Source organism: Georgenia sp. X1117 (genome assembly GCF_057784635.1).
Genome location: NZ_CM173492.1, coordinates 607231 through 633436 on the forward strand (window position 1 = coordinate 607231; position 26206 = coordinate 633436).

At 71.5% G+C, this 26206-nt stretch carries 17 protein-coding genes and 3 rRNA genes; 1 reads left to right on the forward strand and 19 read right to left on the reverse strand.

Annotation, left to right across the window (positions count from 1 at the left end):
- From AC3D3D_RS02715 to argH, 19 genes are all read right to left on the reverse strand, one after another.
- Positions 1-1125: a glycosyltransferase family 4 protein gene (locus AC3D3D_RS02715; RefSeq protein ID WP_463663627.1), complete on the reverse strand. Its 1125-nt coding sequence runs from the start codon at positions 1123-1125 to the stop codon at positions 1-3.
- Positions 1122-2870 carry a lipid II flippase MurJ gene (locus AC3D3D_RS02720; protein ID WP_463663628.1) on the reverse strand — a complete coding sequence of 583 codons (1749 nt, stop codon included), beginning with the start codon at positions 2868-2870 and terminating at the stop codon, positions 1122-1124. The genes AC3D3D_RS02715 and AC3D3D_RS02720 overlap by 4 nt, the downstream gene beginning before the upstream one ends.
- Before the next feature lie 123 nt (positions 2871-2993).
- A complete protein-coding gene (locus AC3D3D_RS02725) occupies positions 2994-3857 on the reverse strand; it encodes a hypothetical protein (protein WP_463663629.1) in 864 nt (287 codons plus the stop codon).
- Positions 3854-4996 (reverse strand): copper transporter, encoded by a 1143-nt coding sequence (locus AC3D3D_RS02730; protein ID WP_463663630.1) that lies wholly within the window; start codon positions 4994-4996, stop codon positions 3854-3856. Before AC3D3D_RS02730 ends, AC3D3D_RS02725 begins: the two co-directional genes overlap by 4 nt.
- Positions 4997-5025: 29 nt before the next feature.
- A complete protein-coding gene (steA, locus tag AC3D3D_RS02735) occupies positions 5026-6216 on the reverse strand; it encodes a putative cytokinetic ring protein SteA (RefSeq protein ID WP_463663631.1) in 1191 nt (396 codons plus the stop codon).
- A gap of 4 nt (positions 6217-6220) precedes the next feature.
- Entirely contained in the window at positions 6221-7912 is a 1692-nt protein-coding gene (gene recN, locus AC3D3D_RS02740; RefSeq protein WP_463663632.1) for a DNA repair protein RecN, read from the reverse strand.
- A complete protein-coding gene (locus AC3D3D_RS02745) occupies positions 7909-8913 on the reverse strand; it encodes an NAD kinase (protein ID WP_463663633.1) in 1005 nt (334 codons plus the stop codon). Before AC3D3D_RS02745 ends, recN begins: the two co-directional genes overlap by 4 nt.
- Positions 8910-9755, reverse strand: a complete 846-nt coding sequence (locus AC3D3D_RS02750; protein ID WP_463663634.1) for a TlyA family RNA methyltransferase — start codon at positions 9753-9755, stop codon at positions 8910-8912. Before AC3D3D_RS02750 ends, AC3D3D_RS02745 begins: the two co-directional genes overlap by 4 nt.
- A 2-nt stretch (positions 9756-9757) precedes the next feature.
- Entirely contained in the window at positions 9758-9934 is a 177-nt protein-coding gene (locus tag AC3D3D_RS02755; protein WP_463663635.1) for a hypothetical protein, read from the reverse strand.
- 10 nt (positions 9935-9944) lie between these two features.
- A complete protein-coding gene (locus AC3D3D_RS02760; protein WP_488512346.1) occupies positions 9945-10922 on the reverse strand; it encodes an IS481 family transposase in 978 nt (325 codons plus the stop codon).
- A gap of 110 nt (positions 10923-11032) precedes the next feature.
- Positions 11033-12109: an HAD-IIA family hydrolase gene (locus tag AC3D3D_RS02765; protein ID WP_463661054.1), complete on the reverse strand. Its 1077-nt coding sequence runs from the start codon at positions 12107-12109 to the stop codon at positions 11033-11035.
- An 11-nt stretch (positions 12110-12120) separates the two neighbouring features.
- Positions 12121-13224 carry a tetratricopeptide repeat protein gene (locus AC3D3D_RS02770; RefSeq protein WP_463661053.1) on the reverse strand — a complete coding sequence of 368 codons (1104 nt, stop codon included), beginning with the start codon at positions 13222-13224 and terminating at the stop codon, positions 12121-12123.
- Positions 13225-14081: 857 nt separating this feature from the next.
- A 5S ribosomal RNA gene (rrf, locus tag AC3D3D_RS02775) occupies positions 14082-14198 on the reverse strand.
- Positions 14199-14384: 186 nt separating this feature from the next.
- Positions 14385-17493, reverse strand: a 23S ribosomal RNA gene (locus tag AC3D3D_RS02780).
- Between the two features lie 400 nt (positions 17494-17893).
- Positions 17894-19414: ribosomal RNA gene (locus tag AC3D3D_RS02785) — 16S ribosomal RNA — on the reverse strand.
- The 16S, 23S and 5S rRNA genes sit together here, the layout of an rRNA operon.
- 696 nt (positions 19415-20110) lie before the next feature.
- A complete protein-coding gene (gene tyrS, locus AC3D3D_RS02790) occupies positions 20111-21376 on the reverse strand; it encodes a tyrosine--tRNA ligase (RefSeq protein WP_463661052.1) in 1266 nt (421 codons plus the stop codon).
- Positions 21377-21584: 208 nt separating this feature from the next.
- Positions 21585-22436: a siderophore-interacting protein gene (locus AC3D3D_RS02795; protein ID WP_463661051.1), complete on the reverse strand. Its 852-nt coding sequence runs from the start codon at positions 22434-22436 to the stop codon at positions 21585-21587.
- A gap of 135 nt (positions 22437-22571) precedes the next feature.
- Positions 22572-23219 (reverse strand): DNA-3-methyladenine glycosylase, encoded by a 648-nt coding sequence (locus AC3D3D_RS02800; protein WP_463661050.1) that lies wholly within the window; start codon positions 23217-23219, stop codon positions 22572-22574.
- Positions 23220-23221: 2 nt separating this feature from the next.
- On the reverse strand, positions 23222-24742 hold the full coding sequence (gene argH / locus AC3D3D_RS02805) for an argininosuccinate lyase (RefSeq protein WP_463661049.1): 1521 nt from the start codon (positions 24740-24742) through the stop codon (positions 23222-23224).
- A gap of 159 nt (positions 24743-24901) precedes the next feature.
- On the opposite strand from argH, the gene AC3D3D_RS02810 reads away from it, so the two are divergent.
- On the forward strand, positions 24902-26206 hold the full coding sequence (locus AC3D3D_RS02810; protein ID WP_463661048.1) for an arginine deiminase: 1305 nt from the start codon (positions 24902-24904) through the stop codon (positions 26204-26206).

Genomic DNA, 26206 nt, shown 5'->3' on the forward strand with positions numbered 1-26206 from the left:
CTAGCAGCGTGCGGCGGCGGCGTAGGCGGACACGAGCTGGCGGTACAGGTCACTCTCGTCGGGCAGCTCCCCCGAGCGGCGTCGCGCGGCCGCCCGCAGCCGCTCGGCCAGGTCGTCCTCGGACAGCACCCGGGCGACGGCGGCGGCCACCTCACGGGCGTCGCGGCCGGTGAGGAGGGCAGCGTCGCCGACGACGAGGCTGGTCCCCCCGACGTCGGTGGCGACGACGGCGGCGCCGGCGTGCATCGCCTCGCCGAGCGAGATCGGTTGCCCCTCCCACACCGAGGTCGACACCACGACGTCGGCGGCGGCCAGGAGGTCGGGGACGTCCGATCGCGCGCCGAGCACGCGGACCGGGGCGCCGGCCGCCCGGGCCGCGGCCTCGACCTCCGCGCCCAGCGGTCCCCCGCCGGCGATGCACCACACGGCCGCCGGTCCCCCGCCGGCGGGCGGCAGGAGCTGCTCGGTGCGTGCCGCGGCCTCGACGAGCAGGTCGAGGCCCTTCTGGGGGGCCAGGCGCGCGACGGCGAGGACCAGCCGGGGGCCGTCGTCGCCGGTGGCGCCCTCGTTCGTGGGTCCGTCCCGGTCCAGGCCGAGGCGGCGGCGGACCTCCTGCCGGGTCGCACCCGCGGGGCGGGGCTCGGGTGCAGGGATGGCGGCGACGTCCACCTCCCGCGCGCCGAACCGTCGGGCACGCTCGGCGAGGTCCGGGGAGACGGGCAGCACGACGTCGGCGCCCCGGGCCACCACGCGCTCAAGCGCCTCGGCGACCGCCCGCACCCGCGCGGAGCCGACGGCGAGGTTGTGCTCGGTGACCACGAGGCGCGGGCGGGGGCGCAGCGTGCGGACCGCGAGGACCGCCGCCCCACCGGCGCGCAGGCCGTGTGCGTGCACGACGTCGGCGCCGGCGGCCAGCCGGCGCAGCGTGCGCACGGTGGACACGTCCGAGGTGGAGGGCCGGTCGCGCAGGTCGAGGGCCGCGGCCGGGACCGGGGCGTCGGCGATGACGTCGGCCGGGCCGGCCATGCGGACGTCGTGCCCGTGGGACTCGAGCACCTCGACGACCTGGCGGACGTGCCTCGCGACCCCGCCGGTGGTGGTCCCGGTGACCTGGAGGATCCTCATGTGGCGTCCTTCGTGTCGGGGGTGGCGGGTGAACCGGTGGCGGAGCTGCCGGTGGCGGACGTGTCGGTGGCGGACGTGTCGGTGGCGGACGTGTCGGTGGCGGACGTGTCGGTGGCGGAGCTGCCGGTGGCGGAGGTCGGGCCGGACGCGTCGTCGGGGTCCGTTCCCGGCTCCTGGGCCGTGGCCGTCCGGCGGCGCAGCGCGTCGAGCACGGCGCGGTCGCCGGCGAGCACCGCGAGGATCCACAGCGTGAGGGCGACGAGCCCGCCGGCCAGGCCGGCGAGGATCGCCCGGGCCGGCCCGCCCTCCCCCACGACGAGCTCGGTGACCCATCGCCCGGCGAGCGCACCGGCGGCGCCGCCGACGACGGAGGTCCCGGCCGAGCGCAGCAGGCCGGCCAGCGCACCGGCGCCGAGCGCGCGCGACAGGCAGACCACCGCGACCACGCCCGCCAGGGTCATGCCGGCGCTGGAGGCGCCGGCGAGCGCGCCCAGCAGCGCGCCGTGCCCGGCGGAGCCCGCGGCCACGCCGGCGGCGACGGAGCCGGCCGCGGCGACGAGCCAGCCCACCAGGGCGGGCGCGGTCGCGAGCCGCGCCCGGTGGACGGCGTACAGGGAGCGCTGGGCGTGCAGCAGGAGCGCGAAACCAGGCAGCCCCAGGGCGAGGACCGTGAGGGTGAGGGTCATGCCGGGCATGTCGTGGCGCGCGGAGAACAGGGCGGTGACCGCGGGGGCCACGGCGATCAGTGCCGCACCGCCGAGCAGGCCCGCCGCGAGGACCGCGCGGGCCGAGCGGGCGACCACGGGGGCGGCCACGGCCGGTGAGCGCGCGGCGATCTGGGCGATGCGCGGGGCGACCGCCGTGACCAGCGGGACGGCGAGCACCGCGTAGGGCAGCAGATAGGCCGCCTGGGCGTACTGCCACACGTTGTAGGTGCCGGGCTGCGCCGACGTCGCCCGCAGCACCGCCAGGACGGCGACCTGCTGGGCGAGCAGCGCGGCGAGCCCGGCGCCGGCCAGGGCCAGCGCCTGCCGGCCGAGGTCGCGCCCGAGGGCGAGGGTGGGGCGCCAGGACAGGCCGAGCCCGCGCAGCGCGAGCGCCGGGGTCACGCTCATCGCCAGCACGCCCGCGGTGGTCCCCCAGGCCAGGAGCGCCACGATGCCGGGCGCCACGGTGGCCGGGTCGTCGGTCGACGGGCCACCGAGGACACCCGCGAGCGCGTACGTGGCGATGACGACGAGCGACGAGATGAGCGGGGCGAGCGCCGGCCAGGCGAAGCGGTGGTGGGCCTGGGCGATGCCGGTCAGCACGGTCCCGACGCCGTAGAGCGGGACCTGGAGGGCGAAGATCCGTAGGAACGTCTCGGTCAGCGCGAGCGCCTCATCGGTCGTCTCGCCGAGGAGCAGCGCCGCGATCGGACGCGCGAGCAGGGCGACCAGGGCCCCGATCGGGACGAGGACCACCAGCGTCCAGGTGATCAGGGCCGAGGCGCGCCTGGCGGTCTCCCCGCGCATCGCCTGGGCGATGGGGGCGGCCAGCAGCGGGACGACGAGGCCCACCAGTGCCCCGCCGGCGGCGATCTCGAACAGGACGTTGGGGATCGTGTTGGCCTTGGCGTAGGCGTCGGCGGTGGCCGAGCTGCCCAGGACCCAGGACTGCACGAGCCAGCGGCCGAACCCCGCCACGCGGCTGGCCAGGTTGAGCACCGCGATGAGACCGGCGGCGCCCAGTGCGCCGGCGAGCACGGGACGGCCCGTCGCCGCGCCGCCCCCCGGGTCGCTGCTCGCGGACTCCCGGTCCGCCCGGCCACTGTCTCCCGGGCCTGCGCCCGTCGGGCCCCGGTCCGCCGCCGCTCTGCCCGCCACGGGCTACTCCGGGCGCCCCGCGCGGTCGATCGCCCGCAGGAGGGGGACCGACTCGATGACGCGGGTGAAGGAGACGCGCTCGGAAGCGAGCGTGAGGCCGACGACGGTGGCCAGCGCCGCCGTGCGTCGCGCGCCGGAGCCGTCCGCGGCCAGGACGACGCCGACCGCTCCGCCCAGGGGGTTGGCCCCGGTGTCGCCGAGCATCTCCCGGGCGGCGAGGTCGGCGGGCAGCGCGCCGAGGACGGCGCCGAGGACGCCGGCGGCCGCGGGGCCGCGCCCGGCGCCGCCCGCCACGGCGACGGGCGTGAGCACGAGGGCCGCCACCTTGAGCGCCCGGCCCGGGCGCAGGTCGAAGAGGTTGGCCAGGTTGGCGCTGCCGGCCACCAGGGCGGCGTCGGCGAGGCGGGCGGGCACGGAGCGTGGTCCGGGCAGGGCGGCCGCCGCCCCGAGCGCCCCCGCGCCGACGACGGCGATCTTCAGCGCACCGGTGGTCACCTCGCCGTGCGCGAGGGCTCCGAGGTGCCCGCGCAGGCCCTTGGCCCGCGCGGTCGGCACGCCGGTCAGTGCCTCCCCGTGGTCGTCGAGGGCGCCGGCGAGCGTGGCGGTGGCGCCCGCGGTGGCGCCGGCCAGCGCGAGCCGTCCGGGCACCCCGGTGCGGGTGAGCGCGAGCACCGGCCCGACGGCGGTCACCGCCGCGCCGAGGGCGAGTCCGCCCAGCAGGGAGACGTCGCGGTCGGCGTGGTTGACGCGGTTCCACGCCCCGTGCCCACCCGGCGCGCGGGATGCGAGCGCCGCACGGACGCCGGCGCGCACGCCGAGCCCGCAGGCGAGGGCGGCTCCGCGGCGCAGGAGGCCCCGCGCGCTCACGGCGTCCCCGTCCCGGTCTCGTCCTCGTCGGCGTCGGAGCCCGAGCCGGAGCCCGTCCCTGACGTGGCGGTCTCGTCCTCGGCGCCGGCGGTCGGCGACTCCCCCTCGCCGGTCGTCGGCGCCTCGCTCGTGCGTCGCTCGAGCGGTGTGGCCACGGCGGGCGGGAGGACGGCGTCGGCACCGGCGCCGAGCCCGTAGTGCGCGACGACGTCGTCGAGCGTGACCGCCACGGCCAGCGGTGTGACGACCGTGGCGGAGACCGAACCCACGGAGTCCACGGTGGTGGCCGTGGGCGCCAGCTCGGGCTGCTCGCGCAGCAGGCCCACGAGGTCCCGCTCGGACTCCGCGGCCCCGACGAGGACCGTCGGTGCCTCCTCGGCCATCGCACCGACGGCCTGCAGCGCGGTGGTCAGCAGCAGCCTGCGCTCGGCGGCCTCCGCGTCGGCGTCGGCGGTGCCGTCCTCGTCGGCGTCGGCGGTCGGGTCGATCTCGGGGTCCTCGGTCGCCCGCGGGCCGACGACGACGACGACGTCCGCGCGGTCGAGCGGGTCGTCGGGGATGGTGACCAGGCCCTCGCCGGAGCCGCGCAGGAGGTCGAGCAGCTCACCGTCCTCGGCGGCGTCGTCGATCCCGGTGGTCTCGGTGCGGCCCACCGTCAGGGCGTCGGCGATCACCTGCCCCAGCGCGGCCACGGGGTCCGCGTCGTCGCCGGCGTCGGGGGCGAGCTCGGCGAGCAGCTCGAGGCGCTCGTCGCCCTGGGTGGGCGAGACCAGGGTCTCGGTGACGGCCGCCTCGACGACGATCTCGGCGTCGGCCTGGATGAGCGACTCGCGCACGGCCTCGAGGTCCTCGCCGTCGGTGCCGGGGACCTCGATGAGGGCGACGCGGCCACCCTCGAGGGTGCCGTCGACGAGCCGGGGCCCGCCGTCCTCGAGGAGGGCGTCGACCGACTCGAGGTCCGCGCGCGTCTGGTTGAGCTCCTCGCGCATGGCCTCCCGCTCGGTGCGCAGGTCCTGGACCTGTCCGCGCAGCGTGTCGCCCAGGGCGCCGCCGAGCGGGCCCGCGCCGAGCAGGATGCCCACGGCCAGCGCCATGAACACCGCGATCAGCGAGACCACGTGGAACTTGAAGTCGATCATGCGGCTCCTCCTGTGCCGGACATCAGGCCTCAGCCTCCCCCGAACAGGCCGCGCACCCAGGCGACGAGGTCGTCCCAGCGGGTCGCGGCGAGCTCGAGGAAGGCCTGCCCGGCGGTCGTGGCCAGGACGGCCGCGGCGAGCGCGACCAGTCCGGCCAGGACCAGCAGGACGAGCAGCCAGCCCGAGATGCGGGTGCGGTAGAGGCGGGAGACGCCCTTGGCGTCGATGAGCTTCGACCCGATGCGCAGACGGGTGAGGAACGTCGAGGCCATCCCCGCGCGCCCCTTGTCGAGGAACTCGTCGAGGGTGTTGTGCGTGCCCACGGCGACGATGACGCTGGCGCCCTTGTCGTCGGCGAGCAGCATGGCGACGTCCTCGGACGTGCCGGGCGCGGGGAAGACGACATGCTCGACCCCGAGCCGCTCGACGCGAGCCTGCCCCGGCGCGCGGCCGTCGCGGTAGGCGTGCACCATGATCTCCGCACCGGAGCGCAGCGCCTCGTCGGAGACGGAGTCCATGTCCCCGACGATCATGTCCAGCGAGAGCCCGGCCTCGAGGACGGCGTCGGCGCCGCCGTCGACCCCCACGATGAGCGGGCGGAACTCCCGCACGTAGGGGCGCAGCATCGCCAGGTCCTCCTTGTAGTGGTACCCGCGCACGACGATGAGCACGTGCCGCCCGTCGAACACGGTGCGCACCTCGGGCATCCCGATGCCGTCGATGATGAGGTCCTGCTCGCGCTCGACGTACTCCATCGTGTTCGTCGCGAAAGCCTTGAGCTGGGCGGAGATGCCCTCGCGGGCCCGGGCCGCGCTCGCGGCGACCGTCTCCGCGTCCTGGGTCTGGCCGCGGCCGACGAGCTCGCCCGCGGACCAGATCGAGCCGTCGGAGCGGACCTCGACCGGGTCGCCGTCGGAGAGCTCCATCAGGTGCGGTCCGACGTCGTCGACGAGGGGGATGCCGGCGTCGACGAGGATCGAGGGCCCGGCGTTGGGGTAGCGCCCGGAGGTCGACTCCGCGGCGTTGAGGACGGCGGCGGGGCGGGCGGCCACGAGCGACTCGGCGGAGACCCGGTCGATGTCGACGTGGTCGATGACGGCGACGTCGTCGGGGCGCAGCCGGGCGGTCAGCCGTTTCGTGCGGGGGTCGACCCGGGCGGGCCCGGCGACGACGTCGGGGTCGTCGGCGGTCCCCCTCGCCGATCGTCGGAAGAGCCTCACGCGGTCATGGTGACACGCCGGCCAGCTCGAGCAGCTCTGCGGCATGGGTGCGTGCCGCCGTCGAGTCCTCCTGGCCGGAGAGCATCCGGGCCAGCTCGACGACCCGGTCCTCGCCGCTGACCGGCACGACGTCGGTGACCCCGTCGTCCCCGCGGGTGACCACGAGGTGGTCGCCGGCGAAGGCGGCCACCTGCGCGAGGTGGGTGACGACGACGACCTGGTGGTGGCGGGCCAGGCCGGCCAGGCGGCGGCCGACCTCGACGGCGGCGCGGCCGCCGACGCCGGCGTCGACCTCGTCGAAGACGAAGGTGCGGGACTCGCTGCCGGCCGCCGCGGCGAGGCAGACCTCCAGGGCGAGCATGACGCGGGACAGCTCGCCGCCCGACGCGGCCTGGCCCAGCGGGCGGGCCGGAGCGGAGGGGTGGGTGGCCAGGGTGAGCAGGACGTCCTCGGCGCCGTGCGGGCCGGGTTCGTCGAGGGGCTGGAGGTCGATGCCCAGGCGTGCGCCGGGCATGGCCAGGCCGCGCAGCTCCTCGTCGACGGCGGCGGTGAGGCGCTCGGCGACGGCGCGCCGGGAGGCGGTGAGGTCGGCGGCGGCCTGCGCGCGCGTCTCCTCGGCCTGCTCGACGGCGGCGGCGAGGGCCTCGGGCTCGGCGGCCGGACCGTCGATCTGCGCGAGCCGCACGGCGGCCCGCTCGGCCTCGGCGAGCGCCTCGTCGACACCCGCGACGCCCAGCTCGCGGGCGAGCCGGCCCAGCTCGGCGCGGCGCGAGTGGACGGTGTCCAGCGCGGCGGGATCGGCGTCGAGGCCGTCGAGGTACCCGGTCAGCTCGGTGCCCAGGTCGCTCAGGGCCGGCCCGAGCTCGGCGGCGCGGGCCGCGAGCGTCTCGAGCGCGGGGTCGTGGCCGCCGGCAGCGGCCAGCGTCTGGGCGGCGTGGCCGAGCAGGACGGCCGCCCCCGGGGTGCCGTCCTCCTCGTTCCCGACGACGGCGGCGCGCGCCTCGGCGGCCGCCGTGCGCAGGGTCTCGGCGTGCTCGAGGCGCAGCGACAGCGAGCGCAGCTCCTCGTCCTCGCCGGGGGTGGGGTCGGCGGCGGCGACCAGCTCGGCGACGCGGGTGAGCGAGGCGATCTCGGCAAGGCGGCGCCCCTCGTCGGCGGTGCACTCGGCGAGGGCGGCGCGGGCGTCGAGGACGGCGGCATGCGCGCGACCGGCCGCCCGGACGAGCTCGAGGTGCTCGGGGCCGCCGAAGGTGTCCAGGGCGGCGCGCTGGCGGGCGGGCTCGCGCAGCCGGAGCTGGTCGGCCTGGCCGTGGACGGTGACGAGCCCGTCGCCGATGTCGGCCAGCAGGGTGGCGGGCACGGTGCGTCCGCCGGCGTGGGCACGGGAGCGGCCCTTGGCGGAGACGCTGCGGGCGACGACGAGGAGGTCGTCCTCCACGTCGGCGCCGGCCTCGGCCGCGAGCTCGCGGGCGGGTGCGGACCCGGGCAGCACCCACTCCCCCTCCACCAGGGCGCTGTCGCGGCCGTGGCGCACGATCGAGCTGTCGGCCTTGTGGCCGAGCAGCAGGCGAAGCGAGGTGAGCACCATGGTCTTGCCGGCGCCGGTCTCGCCGGTCAGGGCCGTCAGGCCCGGGCCCAGGTCGAGGCGCGCGCTGGCGATGACGCCGAGGTCGCTGATCGTCACCCGCTCGATCACGTGTGGCCCTCCGCCGGGCGTGCGCCCGGTGCCTGCGCCGGGCGTGCAGCCTGGGTCGCGCCCGGGTGCGCGCCCGCGCCTCCGGCCCCGTCCGTGCCGTGGCCGCGCCAGCCGCTGACGGGCAGGTTGAACTTGGCGACCAGGCGACCGGAGAACGGGGCGTCGCTCAGCAGCGCGAGCAGGGCCGGCCGGCCGCCGCGTCGCACCTCGATGCGTGCCCCCGGGGGTGCGTCGATCGTGCGTCGCCCGTCGCACCGCACGGTGGCCGAGGAGCGCGCCTCGGCGAGGATCTCGACCTCGAGGACCGACTCCGGGCCGACGACCATCGGGCGGGTGAACAGCGCGTGCGCGGCGATCGGCACCACGAGCAGGGCCTCGAGGCCGGGCCAGACCACGGGGCCGCCGCCGGAGAAGGCGTAGGCGGTCGAGCCGGTGGGGGTGGCCAGGACGACCGCGTCGCAGGCGAAGGTCGACAGGCCGCGGCCGTCGACGCCGAGCGCGGCCTCGACCATGCGCCCGTCGGGTCCCTTCTCCACGGCCGCCTCGTTGAGCGCCCAGCCGTACCGGGTCTCGCCGTCGGGGGTGTGAACCTCGACGTCGACCGTCATCCGTTCCTCGACCAGGTAGTCGCGGGCGACGATGCGGCGCACGACCTCGGGCAGCGCCTCGGGCTCGGCCTCGGCGAGGAAGCCGACGTGGCCGAGGTTGACGCCCAGGACCGGCACGCCGTGCGGTCGGGCGAGCTCGGTACCGGTGAGGATCGAGCCGTCCCCGCCGAGGACGACGACCAGCTCGGCGCCGTCGACCTGGGCGCGTTCGCCCGTGGTGGTGTCGAGCGCGGGGCTCATGGCGCGGACCCCCAGGCCGGCGCGCTCCAGCCCGTCCTGGACGACCCGTGCGGCGGCCAGGGCGTCGGGCCTGGTGGGGTGGTAGAGCAGCACGACCTCGCGGTCGCCGGCCGGCTCGGTCCCGTCGGCGCGTCGCTTGGGTGGCTCGGTCATCGCACATGCTCCTTGCCTGCGGGGCCGTGCTCGACGGCAGCGCGGGCGGCCTCCTCGAGCGCGGCACCCGTGAGGGGGTGCTCCGCGCCCGTGCGCATCGCCACGAAGTACTCGACGTTGCCGGCCGGTCCCGGCAGGGGGCTGGGGACCACGGCCCAGGTGTCCAGGCCGAGGCCGGCGGCCGTGCGGGCGACGCCGACGACGGCGCCCCCGCGCTGCTCGGGGTCGCGCACGACGCCGCCGGAGCCGAGGGCCTCGCGGCCGACCTCGAACTGGGGCTTGACCATGAGCAGCAGGTCGGCGTCGGGGGCGGCGGCCGCGACCAGGGCGGGCAGCACCAGGCCGAGCGAGATGAAGGACAGGTCCCCGACGACGAGCCCCGGCGCGGGCGCGACAGCGGCGGGGTCGAGCGTGCGCACGTTGGTCCGCTCGAGGACGGTGACGCGAGGGTCGTTGCGCAGCGTCCAGGCGAGCTGGCCGTAGCCGACGTCGACGGCGACGACCTCGGCGGCCCCGCGGCGCAGCAGGACGTCGGTGAAGCCACCGGTGGAGGCACCCGCGTCGAGGCAGCGTCGGCCGGTGACCCGGACCGGTGTGCCGCGTGCGTCCAGCGCGTCGAGCGCGCCGACGAGCTTGTGCGCGCCGCGGGAGACGTAGTCCTCGGCGGCCTCCACGCTGCGCACGACGATGGCCTGGGCCGGGTCGACCTGGCGGGCGGGCTTGACGACCGCCTCGCCGTCGAGGGTGACCCGGTGGGCGGCGAGCAGCTCGGCCGCATGCTGGCGCGAGCGGGCGAGCCGACGCCGGACGAGCTCGGCGTCGATGCGGACCAGACGCGCCACGGTCAGCCGCCGTCCTGGGACAGGCGTGCCTGCAGCGTGGTGTGCAGCGTCTCGAGGGCGTCGGCCTGGGCGTCGAGGTCGAGCTCGGCCATGTCCGAGGGCAGGCGGCCGTCGCCCCGCACGGTCGCGGGCGTGGGTGCCGGTGCGGGGTGCGGCGTCGTGGGCGGCTGCTCGGTCATCCGGACCAGGCTAGCTGTTGTGTCCACGCAGGTTGGGTACGAGGTCGGCTGGTGTTCTGCCGCCGAGTGCGGTGTGACCGCGGTGGTGATTGTAGGTGTGGAGCCAGTCGGTGAAGCTTCCAGCACGGTCTGACTCGGAGGAGTAGGGCCTGACGTAGGCCCATTCCTCGAGGAGGGTGCGGTTGAACCTCTCCACCTTCCCGTTGGTCTGGGGGCGGTAGGGCCGGGTTCGTTTGTGCGCGATGGTCTCGCCGAGGGCGTTGGCGAAGGTCCGGGAGCGGTAGCAGGCGCCGTTGTCGGTCAGTACCCGCTGGACGGTGACCCCGACCGAGTCGAAGTAGGCGTTGGCACGCTGCCAGAATGCGGCGGCGGTCTCCTTGCGTTCGTCGGTGAGCAGCTCGCTGTAGCCGAGCCGGCTGTGGTCGTCGACGGCGTTGTGGATGTACCAGTAGCCGATCTTGCCGCGCTTGGTGTTCTTCCGTCCGTCTGCCCTGCCCAGCACCCTGTGGCCGCCGCCGTCGGGGATCTTGCCGAGCTTCTTGATGTCGACGTGGACCAGGTCGCCGGGCGCGTCGTGGACATAGCTGTTGACCTTGCGCCGGGACCACTTGATCCGGACCCCGGTGGCCGGGTCGGTCCAGGCCAGCGGCGGGCAGGCGTAGCGGCGCAGGATCTTGTGCACCGTGGAAACCGCCATCCGCAATCGGTAGGCGATCCGAGCCGGCCCCCAGCGCCGCGAGACCCGCAGCCCGATCACGCGCCGCTCGACACGGGTCGCGGTCCGATGGGGCGAGAGAGCCGGCCGGGAGGATCGATCGACCAAGCCGGCGCGGCCCTCGGCCAGGTACCGATCGGCCCACCTCCTGGCCGTGGTCACCGAGCAGTTCCACCGCTCGGCAGCACGGGCCAGCGTCCATCCCTTGTCAACGACGAGCTGGGCCAGTCGCAACCGACCAGCAGGGGTTAATCGAGCGTTAGCGTGGGACACGAAGGCCTCCGGTTTGTGAGATGCGAATGCTTGGTCGCTTCACACCTCACCCGGAGGTCTTCGTCATCGTCTAGCAGCCACGCCGTACCTAACGTCCGTGGACAGAACAGCTAGCGCCGCCGGACGACCAGCTCGGGGACGAGCCGAGGATCCACCGGTGTGCCTGCGTCCGCGGCCGCCCACGCGGCGGCGACCAGCGCCCGGTAGCCGTCGAGGTCGACGACCTGCTGGGCGCCGTCGAGCCCGACGGCGCGGCCGTCCGCGCCGGCGAGGTGGAGGCGGCCGTCCGCCACCCAGGCGCGGGCCTCGCCGAGCGTCCAGGCCGGGGCGTCGTCGTGGCCCGATCCGCCGGCCGGGTCCGCGAGGGTCGGGGCGGCGTGGGCGAGCAGGAGGTCCTGCAGGTCGATGGCCAGGTAGGTGGGCCGTTCGGCCGGGTCGGCCAGAAGGACGTCGCGAGCGTCGTTGACGCCGGTGAGCACGTGCAGGGAGGGCATCGAGGCCGCGACCGCGCCGGCGATGTCGGTGTCCAGCCGGTCCCCGATGACGAGCGGGCGGGAGCCGTCGGCCTCGCGGGCCGCGGTCCGGAAGATCTCCGGGTGCGGCTTCCCGGTGGAGAGCGGCTCGACGCCGGTCACGCCGGCCACCACCCGCACGAGCGCACCGTTGCCCGGGGCGATGCCGCCTTCCTTGGGGATGCTCATGTCGAGGTTGGTGGCCACGTGGACGGCACCGCGCTCGATCGCGTAGCACGCCTCGGCGAGCTCCTTCCACGAGACGTCGGGGTCCCAGCCCTGGATGACGGCGACCGGCACGTCGGCGGCGGTGGAGACCATGCGCATGCCGCGCTCGGCGACGGCTGTGCGGAGGCCCTTGCCACCGACCACGAGTACCGTGGAGCCGGCCGGGAAACGCTCGGCCAGCAGCGCCGCGCCGGCCTGCGCCGAGGACAGGACCTCCTCGGGCGAGGCGGCGATGCCGAGCTCGGTGAGGTGGTCGGCGACCGTGCCCGGCTCGCGGGAGGCGTTGTTGGTGACGAAGCGGACCCGCAGACCGTCCTCGCGCGCGTCCGTCAGCGACCCCGCCGCGTGCGGCACCACCTCAGGTCCCCGGTAGCAGACGCCGTCGAGGTCGACGAGGGCGACGTCGTGGGCCTGGTGGAGCGGTGCGGTCGTTCCGAGCAGTGTCACGTGGACATTGTCTACGACGTCGGACCGTCCGGTCCGCGCGTCTCGTCCCCGGGCACGTCCAGGCCGAGGTCGAGCTCGAGCTGGGCGTCGTCCTCAGGCTCGTCGACCGCAGGGCTCTCCGCGAGGGCGGCCTGCTCATCACCCTCGGGCTCGCCGGCTGCAGCGGGCTCGTCAGGTTCGGCACGTGCGTCGACCGGGGTGTCATCGACCTCCGGGGCCTCGTCCGTGACGGCGACGTCGTCGACCTCGGAGTCGCCGGGCCCAGCGGTCTCCTCGGGCTCGGTGGCTCCGGTGGTCTCCTCGGGCTCGGTGGCTCCAGTGGTCTCCTCGGGCTCGGCAGGTTCGGCACGTTCGTCGACCGCGGGGTCGTCTACCTCCGGGTTCTCGTCCGGCTCGGCCTCCTCATCAACCACGGGCGCAGGGTCCTCGCCGCCGGTCGCGGACGGTTCGGACTGCTCGTCCGCCTGCGACGGACGGTCCTGCTCCGCGGTGGGATCGTCGGGGCCGAGGTCGATGACCTCGAACTCGTCGACGGGAGCGTCGGGAAGGACCGTGTGTGCGCGCAGGTCGGCGGCCTCGGCGTGCCGTCCCAGCTCCTCGAGCCGGTCCGCGATGACGGAGTCGAGCCGTGCGCGCGGGCCGGGGTCGGTGATCGAGTCCAGCGCGACGGTCTGCAGGAGCAGGAGGCCCGCCTCGTTCTCGCCGAGGTCGGCACGCGCGCCGGAGGCGACGATGGCCAGCTCGGCACGCTCGGCGTCGTCGAGCCCCGACGTGTCGGTCTCGGCGACGACGGTCAGCGCACGTTCGGGGCGACCGAGCCCGCGTTCGGCATCCGCCTCCATCACGCGGTGGTCGTTGCGACCCGAAAGACGCCTCGCAGCGCGGATCTCCTTGAGAGCCTCCCCGTAGCGTGCGGTGGCGTAGGCGGTCAGCGCGACGGCCTCACGGGCGACGGCAACCCGACCAGCGCCTCGGCCGGCTGCCTTCGCGTGCTCGTAAGCGCCCTCCGGGTCGTTCTCGAGCAGGATCCCGGCCATGACGAGGTGCCGTGCGACCGTCGCACCGTTGGTCTTGGACAGGGTGAGGAGCTCGCGCCGCGCCTCCCGGTCGAGCATGCCGGGCGTGATGTCCTCGGGGATCTCGGGCGCACGGGGGCCGGCCTCGCGACGCGCCTCGCCCGGGCGGCCGTGCCCGACGCGTCGGTAGCCACCGCGCTGCTCGCCGTCACGCTCTCGTCCGCTGCGCTGACCGCTGTCACGCCGAGGAGGACGCTCCTCCCACCGACGCCCACCAGACCACGACCGCTCGCCAGAGCGCGGGCGGTCCCCACCGCGACGCTCACCGTCACGCTGCCCACCATGCTGGCGAGGGGGCCGGTCCTCCCACCGACGATCGCCCGAGGCCGGACGACCACCGGTGGACGAACGATCACCGGAACGCGGGCGGTCACCGCCACGACGCTCTCCGCCGCGCGAGCCACCCGCACGGCGAGGAGGACGCTCCTCCCACCGACGCTTACCGGAGGACGCACGATCACCAGAGCGGGAACGCTCTCCGCCGCGGCGCTCACCGTCGCCCTGCCCACTGTCGCGCCGCGAGGGACGCTCCTCCCACCGACGTCGGCCATTGCGGTTCAAAGCCTGACCATCACGGCTGGAGTCCCCCCGGTCAGGTCGCCGAGCACCCCGCGGACCCGCCCCGGAGCGGCCGATGTCGGCGCCTCGCGGGGAACGGTCGTCCTCGTCAGATGTCTGGCTCACTCTGTTCTCCTGTCGATGCTCACGCATATCGCCGCGAGGCACGAGCTGATCGGTCGCTGCCCGTTGTTGGTGGGTGTGCGCGGCGGGCTCAGACTCTACGTCACGCCCTCCTGAGGGCGTGCGGGGCTCCGGCGCTCGGTGGGCGCGGTTGTGTGGGTATGGGAAGGGCCCCGGCACCTGTAGTGGTGTCGGGGCCCTCCCTTCAATGGTGTGTACGGCGGTGTCCTACTCTCCCGCACGGTCGCCCGTGAAGTACCATCGGCGCTGAGGGGCTTAGCTTCCGGGTTCGGAATGGGACCGGGCGTTTCCCCCTCGCTATTGCCGCCGTAACCTGGCGGAACCAGCATCTTCTGTTATCCCCACAAACCCGCACCCCTCGACCCCTGAATGGGGTTGTTGGGGTGTGGTTCCGGGGTGGGTGGTTCCAGAACCGTACAGTGGACGCGCAAGTTGTTCAGACTTGTCAGTGCTCGCTTCTTGTGTGGCCTACCCCCAAACATGTGCGGGGGTTGGTGTATGAGAAGTTGTCGGCCAATTAGTACCGGTCAGCTTCACGACTTTCGCCGCTTCCACATCCGGCCTATCAACCCCATGGTCTATAGGGGGCCTTCCCACCCAAAGGTGGTGGAAACCTCATCTTGAAGCAGGCTTCCCGCTTAGATGCTTTCAGCGGTTATCCCTCCCGAACGTAGCCAACCAGCCATGCTCCTGGCGGAACAACTGGCACACCAGAGGTTCGTCCGTCCCGGTCCTCTCGTACTAGGGACAGCCCTTCTCAAGTTTCCTGCGCGCGCAGCGGATAGGGACCGAACTGTCTCACGACGTTCTAAACCCAGCTCGCGTACCGCTTTAATGGGCGAACAGCCCAACCCTTGGGACCTACTCCAGCCCCAGGATGCGACGAGCCGACATCGAGGTGCCAAACCATGCCGTCGATATGGACTCTTGGGCAAGATCAGCCTGTTATCCCCGGGGTACCTTTTATCCGTTGAGCGACGGCGCTTCCACAAGCCACCGCCGGGTCACTAGTTCCGACTTTCGTCCCTGCTCGACATGTCTGTCTCGCAGTCAAGCTCCCTTGTGCACTTGCACTCAACACCTGATTGCCAACCAGGCTGAGGGAACCTTTGAGCGCCTCCGTTACTCTTTAGGAGGCAACCGCCCCAGTTAAACTACCCACCAGGCAATGTCCCTGATCCGGATCACGGACCGAGGTTAGACGTTAGGAACGACCAGAGTGGTATTTCAACGACGACTCCACACACACTGGCGTGCATGCTTCACAGTCTCCCACCTATCCTACACAAGCCGTACCCAACACCAATACCAAGCTATAGTAAAGGTCCCGGGGTCTTTCCGTCCTGCTGCGCGTAACGAGCATCTTTACTCGTAATGCAATTTCGCCGAGTTCATGGTCGAGACAGCGGAGAAGTCGTTACGCCATTCGTGCAGGTCGGAACTTACCCGACAAGGAATTTCGCTACCTTAGGATGGTTATAGTTACCACCGCCGTTTACTGGGGCTTAAATTCTGAGCTTCACCCCACAAGGGGGTTGACCCGTCCTCTTAACCTTCCAGCACCGGGCAGGCGTCAGTCCGTATACATCGTCTTGCGACTTCGCACGGACCTGTGTTTTTAGTAAACAGTCGCTTCTCCCTGGTCTCTGCGGCCCGCCAGGCTCACACCCGCAAGTGGTGATCACCCATAGGGCCCCCCTTCTCCCGAAGTTACGGGGGCATTTTGCCGAGTTCCTTAACCATGATTATCTCGATCGCCTTAGTATTCTCTACCTGACCACCTGAGTCGGTTTAGGGTACGGGCGGCTAGTCCCTCGCGTCGAGGTTTTTCTTGGCAGCATAGGATCACCACTTTCCACCATACGGTGTCATCATCCGGCCTTGAGCTATATGAGATGCGGATTTGCCTGCACCTCGCCCTGCACCCTTGAACGATCCAAGCCATTAGGATCGCGCGGCTACCTTCCTGCGTCACCCCTGTTAATACGCTTACCTACTACCGGATCGGGTCCCACGCGCCCCACCACCAGACCCCGAAGGGCCACAGGCAGTGGTTTGGGTGGTTAGCATCACCGGCCTCGGTATGGGCGGTCCTTCGCCGGTCACGGGAGTATCAACCCGTTGTCCATCGACTACGCCTGTCGGCCTCGCCTTAGGTCCCGACTAACCCAGGGCGGATTAACCTGGCCCTGGAACCCTTGGTCATTCGGCGGACGGGGTTCTCACCCGTCATTCGCTACTCATGCCTGCATTCTCACTCGCGTAGGATCCACCACTGGGTCACCCCGCAGCTTCACCTCCCACGCGACGCTCCCCTACCCACCACGACCCCTGAACCCCAAAGGAGCTAGGGACATGTCATGGTGCCACGGCTTCGGCGGTGTGCTTGAGCCCCGCTACATTGTCGGCGCGGAATCACTTGACCAGTGAGCTATTACGCACTCTTTCAAGGATGGCTGCTTCTAAGCCAACCTCCTGGTTGTCACTGCAACTCCACATCCTTTCCCACTTAGCACACGCTTAGGGGCCTTAGCCGATGATCTGGGCTGTTTCCCTCTCGACTACGAAGCTTATCCCCCGCAGTCTCACTGCCACGCTCACACTTACCGGCATTCGGAGTTTGGCTGACGTCAGTAACCTTGTAGGGCCCATCGGCCATCCAGTAGCTCTACCTCCGGCAAGAAGCACGCGACGCTGCACCTAAATGCATTTCGGGGAGAACCAGCTATCACGAAGTTTGATTGGCCTTTCACCCCTACCCACAGGTCATCCCCTCAGTTTTCAACCTAAGTGGGTTCGGTCCTCCACACGCTCTTACACGTGCTTCAACCTGCCCATGGGTAGATCACTTCGCTTCGGGTCTAGAACGCGCGACTGGCCGCCCTGTTCGGACTCGCTTTCGCTACGGCTTCCCCACACGGGTTAACCTCGCCACACGCCACTAACTCGCAGGCTCATTCTTCAAAAGGCACGCCGTCACCCCAACCAAGGAGGCTCCGACGGATTGTAAGCATCCGGTTTCAGGTACTATTTCACTCCCCTCCCGGGGTACTTTTCACCTTTCCCTCACGGTACTAGTCCGCTATCGGTCACCAGGTAGTATTTAGGCTTAGCAAGTGGTCTTGCCAGATTCACACCGGATTTCACGGGCCCGGTGCTACTCGGGAACACATCCACACCACGACACGCACGGTACGCCTACAGGGGTCTCACCCTCTACGCCAGGCCTTCCCAGACCTTTCAGCTCCCACACGATGCCACAGCGCCCCTCCCGGCAGAGAGGAACGAACACGTCCCACAACCCCGCACGCACAACGCCTGCCGGCTCTCACGCACGCACGGTTTAGCCTGATCCGCTTTCGCTCGCCACTACTCACGGAATATCTCTTCCTGCGGGTACTGAGATGTTTCACTTCCCCGCGTTCCCTCACACGTCCTATACATTCAGACGCGCGTGACCGCCCATGACGGCGGCCGGGTTCCCCCATTCGGACATCCACGGATCACAGCTCGTTTGCCAGCTCCCCGCGGCTTATCGCAGGCTACGACGTCCTTCATCGGCTCCTGGTGCCAAGGCATCCACCGAATGCTCTTAAAAACTTCCCAACAACCCACCACACAAGGCGGCAGGCCACCAGGAAACAAAACACAACACAAAACTCAACAAAACATACAAAGATGCTCGCGTCCACTGTACAGTTCTCAAACAACCCACCCACACCCCCACCCACCACCACACGTACTGCGTGGCAGGGCCAGGAGCAGGGCCACCAAAGACACACACAACCCCAACCAGCAGGGGTGGATGGTCTCAGGACCCAACAGCGCGTGACAGCTCTCGACGTTCCACCCACGAACACGCCCCACGCCCCACAAACGGGGCCAGGCAAACCCGGTCGGGCCCACCCACCACCACACCCAACACCCCCGAACCACACGCCAATCAGGCGCACAGACAACGGGAAACCATCGGGTGTGATGCGCAGGTACTCTACGTGCTCCTTAGAAAGGAGGTGATCCAGCCGCACCTTCCGGTACGGCTACCTTGTTACGACTTCGTCCCAATCGCCAGTCCCACCTTCGACGGCTCCCCCCACAAGGGTTGGGCCACCGGCTTCGGGTGTTACCGACTTTCGTGACGTGACGGGCGGTGTGTACAAGGCCCGGGAACGTATTCACCGCAGCGTTGCTGATCTGCGATTACTAGCGACTCCGACTTCATGGGGTCGAGTTGCAGACCCCAATCCGAACTGAGACCGGCTTTCTGGGATTAGCTCCACCTCACGGTATCGCAGCCCTTTGTACCGGCCATTGTAGCATGCTTGAAGCCCAAGACATAAGGGGCATGATGATTTGACGTCATCCCCACCTTCCTCCGAGTTGACCCCGGCAGTCTCCCATGAGTCCCCACCATCACGTGCTGGCAACACAGGACAAGGGTTGCGCTCGTTGCGGGACTTAACCCAACATCTCACGACACGAGCTGACGACAACCATGCACCACCTGTATACCGACCTTACGGGGCACCCATCTCTGGATGTTTCCGGTATATGTCAAGCCTTGGTAAGGTTCTTCGCGTTGCATCGAATTAATCAGCATGCTCCGCCGCTTGTGCGGGCCCCCGTCAATTCCTTTGAGTTTTAGCCTTGCGACCGTACTCCCCAGGCGGGGCACTTAGTGCGTTAGCTACGGCGCGGAACCCGTGGAAACAGGCCCCACACCTAGTGCCCAACGTTTACGGCATGGACTACCAGGGTATCTAATCCTGTTCGCTACCCATGCTTTCGCTCCTCAGCGTCAGTGATGGCCCAGAGACCCGCCTTCGCCACCGGTGTTCCTCCTGATATCTGCGCATTTTACCGCTACACCAGGAATTCCAGTCTCCCCTACCACACTCTAGTCTGCCCGTACCCACTGCAGGCGCGGGGTTGAGCCCCGCGTTTTCACAGCAGACGCGACAAACCGCCTACGAGCTCTTTACGCCCAATAATTCCGGACAACGCTTGCGCCCTACGTATTACCGCGGCTGCTGGCACGTAGTTAGCCGGCGCTTCTTCTGCAGGTACCGTCACTTTCGCTTCTTCCCTGCTGAAAGAGGTTTACAACCCGAAGGCCGTCATCCCTCACGCGGCGTCGCTGCATCAGGCTTCCGCCCATTGTGCAATATTCCCCACTGCTGCCTCCCGTAGGAGTCTGGGCCGTGTCTCAGTCCCAGTGTGGCCGGTCACCCTCTCAGGCCGGCTACCCGTCGACGCCTTGGTAGGCCATTACCCCACCAACAAGCTGATAGGCCGCGAGCCCATCCCCCACCAATAAATCTTTCCACACCACCCCATGCGAGGCAATGTCATATCCGGTATTAGCCCCGATTTCCCGAGGTTATCCCGAAGTGGAGGGCAGGTTACTCACGTGTTACTCACCCGTTCGCCACTGATCCACCCAGCAAGCTGAGCTTCACCGTTCGACTTGCATGTGTTAAGCACGCCGCCAGCGTTCGTCCTGAGCCAGGATCAAACTCTCCGTAAAAAACACGCACACCCAACACCCCAAGGGCGCCAGGCATGACCATCCATACGAAGACCAACCCCACCACCACAACAACAGCGGCAGAGCGATCCCAACAAGATCCCACCCAACCACCAGCCCACTCACGAGCAAGCAATCCAGGCAGGACCAAAATAAACAAACAAAAACATGCAGAAACACCACACGAACCACCACCACAACGGCAACGGCCCACGCAATGCCCCCACACACATGGCATCAAAAACAATCACGCACTGTTGAGTTCTCAAACAACCCACCCACAACGCCAGCCCACCACCCAAAGCAGCAGACCCAGCATCAGGGCAACTTGACTATCTTAACCACAGGTTCTTCCGGCTTCTGACCACTTTCGCGGTTTGTGACCGGCCTAACCTCTGGCCCATCGTCGGAGGAGATGGCTGAGCCAGCTTCTTCGTCGTTGGGTGCCTTGGCCCGGTAGATCTGGGGGTTTGTGCCCCGTTCGATCCGTTGTCCCGGTCCGTGCGGCGAGAAGAAACTCTACGCGGCCTCGATCCGCCCGGTCAACTGGATTCGGGGCTCTTGAGCGTGACCTGCCGCACCGGACGGTGAGTGGCGGCACGAGGTCCGTGGCGTGTCGCTGCCCCGTCCCGGCGTCGGTCGTGCGCTCCGGTCGTCCGGTGCCCCGTCAGTCCCCGTCGGGCCCCGTTCGCGTCCTCAGGCGGTCACCTCGACGATCGCCATGTTCTTGCGTCCCTTGCGCAGCACGACGACGTCGCCGGCGAGCAGGTCACCGTCCTCGAGCACCCGTTCGCCGTCGTCGATCCTGGTGCCGTTGACGGAGACCCCGCCCGAGGCGATCGTGCGGCGGGCCGCGCCGCGGCCCTGCTCGAGGCCGGTGGCGACGAGGAGGTCGACGATCGCGGTCTCCCCCACCACGCCCGCGGCGCGGGGCAGCTCGTCCGTGGCGTCGCGCAGGGTCTGGGCGTCGAGCTCGCGCAGGTCGCCCTTGCCGAAGACCGCGGCCGAGGCGGCCTGGACCCGCGCGGTCGCGTCCGCGCCGTGCACCAGGGTGGTCACGTCCGCCGCGAGCACCTTCTGGCCCGCGCGCGCGAAGGGGCGCTCGGCCACCTCACGCTCGATCTCCTCGATCTCCTCGCGCGTGCGGAAGGTGAAGATCTTGAGGAAGCGCACCACGTCGTCGTCGGCAGTGTTGAGCCAGAACTGGTAGAAGGCGTACGGGCTCATCATGTCCGGGGCCAGCCAGATGGCGCCGCCCTCGGACTTGCCGAACTTCGTGCCGTCGGACTTGGTGATGAGCGGGGTGGTGAGCACGTGCACGCCGACCCCCTCGACCTTGCGGATGAGGTCGAGGCCGGAGACGAGGTTGCCCCACTGGTCGTTGCCACCGGTCTGCAGGGTGACCCCGTGCCGGCGGTAGAGCTCGAGGAAGTCCATACCCTGGAGCAGCTGGTAGCTGAACTCGGTGTAGCTGATGCCCTCGGCCGACTCCAGCCGGCGTGCGACGTTGTCCTTGGCCAGCATCGTCGACAAGCGGAAGTGCTGGCCGACGTCGCGCAGGAACTCGATCGCCGTGAGCCCCGCCGTCCAGTCCATGTTGTTGACGACCTGCGCGGCGTTGTCCCCCTCGAAGGAGAGGAAGCGGGAGACCTGGTCGCGCAAACGCTCGGTCCACTCGGCCACGGTCTCGGCGGTGTTGAGCACGCGTTCGCCGCTCATCCGCGGGTCCCCGATCATGCCCGTCGCCCCGCCGACCAGGGCGACCGGCCGGTGTCCCGCGCGCTGGAGGTGGCGCAGCAGCAGCAGCTGGACGAGGTGACCGTGGTGCAGCGACGCGGCGGTCGGGTCGAAGCCGCAGTAATACGTGACCGGGCCGTCGGCGAGGGCCGCGCGCAGCGCGTCCAGGTCGGTGTGCTGGGCGATGAGGCCCCGCCACTGCAGCTCGTCGAGGACGTCGGTCACGACGCGGTCTCCCTTGTCTTCGTTCGTCACGCCGCCTCGGCGCGGGCGCCGGGAGCGGCGCCACGGGACATCGTGCCACCCGGGGCGACGTCGTTCCCGATGCGCCCAGGAGCACCGCCGACGCCGGAGCACGCCCGCACGGGTCGGTCAGTCCGCGGCACGGGCACCGACGGCGGGGACCGTGGAGGTCGTCGACGTCGGGCGGTGGTCAGAGGCGCGCGCGGCCGACCTTCCAGAATCCGGTGTACATGACGGTCCGGCGGTCGAGTCCACGCTCCTTGACGAGGTGGCGGCGGGCGCCCGCGACGGCGGCGGCCTCGGCGCAGGCCCAGGCGTAGACCGCGTCGTCGACGTCGGCGGACCGCAGGGCGGGCACGAGCGCGGACCCCGGCGCCTCCTCGCCGCGCAGGACCACGGTGATCTCCTGCTCGTCGACGTCGGCGGTGACCAGGCTCCGGTCCGGGACCTCGAGGATGGCGGTGAACCGCCGGGCGGGCTCGTCGCGGTGGGCGTCGAGGACGGCGAGCATGCCGGGCAGGCCGGTCTCGTCGGCGAGCAGCACCTGGTGCCCGTGGTCCGGCGCACCACCGTAGGGCGCGGTCTGGACGCGGACGCCGATCTCGTCGCCGACGGCCACGCGCTCGATCCAGCGGGCGCCCGGCCCGTCGTGACCGGTGGCCACGACGTCGACGTCGATCGTGTCCGATCCCGGCTCCTGCGAGCGAATCGTGTACCAGCGCAGCTCGGGACGCTCGGCCTCGGGGATCTTCTGCAGCGGGCCGCGCGGGTTGAGCGCCGGCGCGGGCAGGCGGAGCGCCGTGCCGGGCGGGGGCATGTAGATGCCGATGTACTCGTCCGGGCCGAGCCGCTCGACCTCCGCCAGCTCCGGGGCCGTGATCCGCACCCGCCGGAAGGACGGCGTGAGGTCGGTCAGCCCGGTGACACGGGCGGGGAACTCCGGGTAGAAGTCGCGCAGCGGGGCGACGGACATCGTGCGCGCGTACAGCGCGGTCGCCGCGCCGATGAGGTTGCGCTTGTACGCGGGGTACTGCTCGGGCATCGCTCCTCCTGGTTAGGTCAGGCTTACCTCACTCGATCGAGGCGGGTGCGCGCAAGCCCGTCCGTCGATCCGACCGAGGTCGTCGAGAGCGCGGGGCTCGGCACGACCACCGACCGCGATCCGGGCGCCGGCCGGTCAGCCGCGCCGTCGGACCTTGCCCGGCCGGTAGGCCGAGACCCCGACGGCGCCCGGCAGCCAGAACCGCCAGGGGTACCGCTCGCCGTCCCCACCGGGTCCCGAGACACCGACGCGGGGGCCGCTGGCATGGCTCGCCGGCGGCCCCGCCACCTCGAGCCAGATCCGCCCGGCGGGCTCGAGCGCGGCGCCCGAGTCCGCCACGCTCAGGCCGAGCGCCGCACCGAGGTTGCCGGGTCCGCGGGCGAGCGCCGCCTCACGGACGGACGTGCCACGCCGTTCGCGCGCGAGGGCCGCGCCGCGGACGACCTCGCCGCCACGCAGCAGCACCCCCGTCGCCTGTCCCCGCGCACCGCAGACGAGGTTGAGGCAGGTGTGCATCCCGTAGGTGAAGTACACGTAGACGTGGCCGGCGGGCCCGAACATGGGGGCGGTGCGCGCCGTCGGGACACCGCTGTGCGCGTGCGAGCCGGGGTCGTCCACCCCGAGGTAGGCCTCCACCTCGGTGAGCCGGACCGCGACCTCGCCCTCCGCCGACCGCACGACGACGGTGCTCCCCAGCAGCTCGGGCGCCACCTCGGTCGCCGGTCGGGCGAGGAACGCCCGGGTCCGTCCGACCTCATCGGCCGGGCCCGCGGCGTCGGGCACCGTCAGGCGCCCTCCCCCGAGGTGCCGCCCCCACCCGGGGCGGGGACGTCGTCGTCGGGGGCGGGATCTCCCTCCGCGTCCGCCGCGGCGCCGGTCAGGGCGCTGCGCAGCTGGGCGCTGAGGTTCCCGGCACGGGCGAGCTGCTCGAGCACCCGTGCGGGGGCCGTCCCGCCGTGCCCGTCGCGCGCGGCGACCGAGCCCTGCGCGGAGAGGACCTCGCGCACCTCGGGGGTGAGGTGGACGGAGACCGACGTGAGCTCGTCGTCGGTGAGGTCCCACAGCTCCTTGTCCTGGGACTCGGCGACGCGCACGCAGCCGCCCGCGATCTCGTGCGCCTCACGGAAGGGGACCCGACGGCGCACGAGCCACTCGGCGATGTCGGTGGCCAGCGAGAAGCCCTGGGGGGCGAGCTCGGCCATCCGCTCGGTGTCGAAGGTGAGGGTGGCGATCTGGCCGGCGACGGCGGGCAGGAGCACGGACAGGGTGTCGACCGCGTCGAAGACGGGCTCCTTGTCCTCCTGGAGGTCGCGGTCGTAGGCGAGCGGGAGGCCCTTGAGCGTGACGAGCAGGGCGGTGAGGTCGCCGACGAGACGGCCGGCCTTGCCGCGGGCGAGCTCGGCGACGTCGGGGTTCTTCTTCTGCGGCATGATGCTCGACCCGGTGGAGTAGGAGTCGTCGAGGGTGACGAAGCCGAACTCCTTGGTCGCCCAGATGATGACCTCCTCGGAGATGCGCGAGAGGTCGACGCCGATCATCGCGGCCACCCAGGAGAACTCGGCGACGACGTCGCGGGCGGCGGTCGCGTCGAGCGAGTTCTCCTCGGGCCCCATGAACCCGAGGTCGGCGGCGACGGCGTGCGGGTCGAGGCCGAGCGTGTTGCCGGCGAGCGCCCCGGCGCCGTAGGGGGACAGTGCGGCGCGCACGTCCCAGTCGAGGAGGCGCTCGACGTCGCGCATGAGCGGCCACGCGTGGGCGAGCAGGTGGTGGGCCAGCAGGATGGGCTGCGCGTGCTGCATGTGCGTGCGCCCGGGCATGATCGCCTCGGGGTGGGCGGCGGCCTGGTCGACCAGCGCGTCGACGACGTCGAGGACGAGGCCACCGACGTGCCGGGCCTCCTCGCGCAGGTAGCGGCGCACGAGCGTGGCGATCTGGTCGTTGCGCGAGCGTCCGGCGCGCAGCCGCCCACCCAGCTCGGGCCCGGCACGCTCGATGAGGCCGCGTTCCAGGGCGGTGTGCACGTCCTCGTCCTCGGGCCGCGGGGCGAAGGCGCCGGAGACGACGTCGGCCTCGAGCCGGTCGAGGGCGTCGAGCATCCCGGCGAGCTCGTCGTCGGTGAGCAGGTCGGCACGGGCCAGGGCCCGGGCGTGCGCGCGCGAGCCGGCGATGTCGTGCCGGGCCAGGCGCCAGTCGAAGTGGGTGGAGCGCGAGAGCTCGGTGAGCGCGTCGGCGGGGCCGCCGGCGAAGCGGCCGCCCCACAGGCGCAGCTCGGCGGACTCGGACGACGACGGAGAGGCTTCGGTCATGGGGTCCATCGTGCCGCGTCGCGGGCGATGGGACGAACGGCGTTCAGGCGGGGCCCGGGTGCGGGGCTGGTCAGCGGGCGTCGTCGCCAGGCCGGTCGTTGACGCCGGACGGCCCGCGCTCGAGTCCCTCGCGTCCGACCTGCGGCAGACTGCCCTGTCATGGAGCCCACCGCCGCCGCCCCGAACGTCGCCTCCGAGGTCGGCCGGCTGCGCGAGGTGATCGTGCACCGGCCCGGTGCCGAGCTCGAGCGCCTCACGCCGGCCACGATGGACGAGCTGCTGTGGGACGACCTGCTGTGGGTCTCCCGTGCGCAGGAGGAGCACGACGCCTTCGTCGAGGTGCTCACCGGGGCTGGCGTCGTCGTGCACGACCTCACCCGGCTGCTCACCGAGACCCTTGCGGTGCGCGAGGCACGCTTCCACCTGCTCGACGCGACCTTCACCCGGGAGAACCTCGGTCCTGCCCTGGCTGCCGAGCTGTGGGAGCACGCCCATGACCTCGACGACGCCGACCTGGCCGCGGTCCTCGTCACCGGGCTCACCGGCCGCGAGGTCGCCGAGCGGCTCGGCGGCGTGGACACCCTCCCTCTGCACGTGCGCGGCCCCGAGGGCCTCATCCTCGGCCCGCTGCCCAACCACCTGTTCACGCGCGACGCCTCGTGCTGGGTCTACGACGGGGTGGCCGTGAATTCGATGCGCTACGCCGCGCGCGTGCGCGAGTCGATCCACTACGAGGCGATCTACCGCTGGCACCCGCGCTTCGCCCCGTTCCGGGCCCCGGGCGACGTCCTCGGGCCGGAACTGGGTGCTCCCCCGCCCGACGTCGCCGCGCACCGGCGCACGACCTTCCGCCGGTGGGCGGCCGGCCCGGCCGAGGGTGCGGCCAACGTCGAGGGCGGCGACGTCCTCGTGGTCGGCGACGGCGCGGTCGTCGTGGGGATGAGCGAGCGGACCACCCCGCAGGGCGTCGAGCACCTGGCGGCCCGGCTGTTCGCGGCCGGGTCCGCCGACCGGGTGCTCGCGATCGCGATGCCGACGGCCCGCGAGCTCATGCACCTCGACACGGCGATGACGATGGTCGACGAGCGCACCTTCCTGCTCTACGGCGGGCTCGGCGACCTGCCCAGCTTCGTCCTCACGCCCGACGGTTCGGGCGGCCTGGTCGTCACCGATCATGCGCCGGAGCGGATGCGGGCCACGCTCGGCGAGGTCGTCGGACGCGAGCTGCGCTTCCTCACCCCGGACCTCGACGCCCGCCACGCCGCGCGCGAGCAGTGGGACGACGGCTGCAACGCGCTCGCCCTGGCACCGGGCGTCGTCGTCACCTACGACCGCGCCCCTGCCTCCAACGCCCACCTGCGGGCCAACGGCATCGAGGTCCTCGAGGTGCCGGGCGCCGAGCTGGGGCGCGGGCGCGGCGGCCCGCGCTGCATGAGCTGCCCCGTGGTGCGCGAGGTCGCCTAA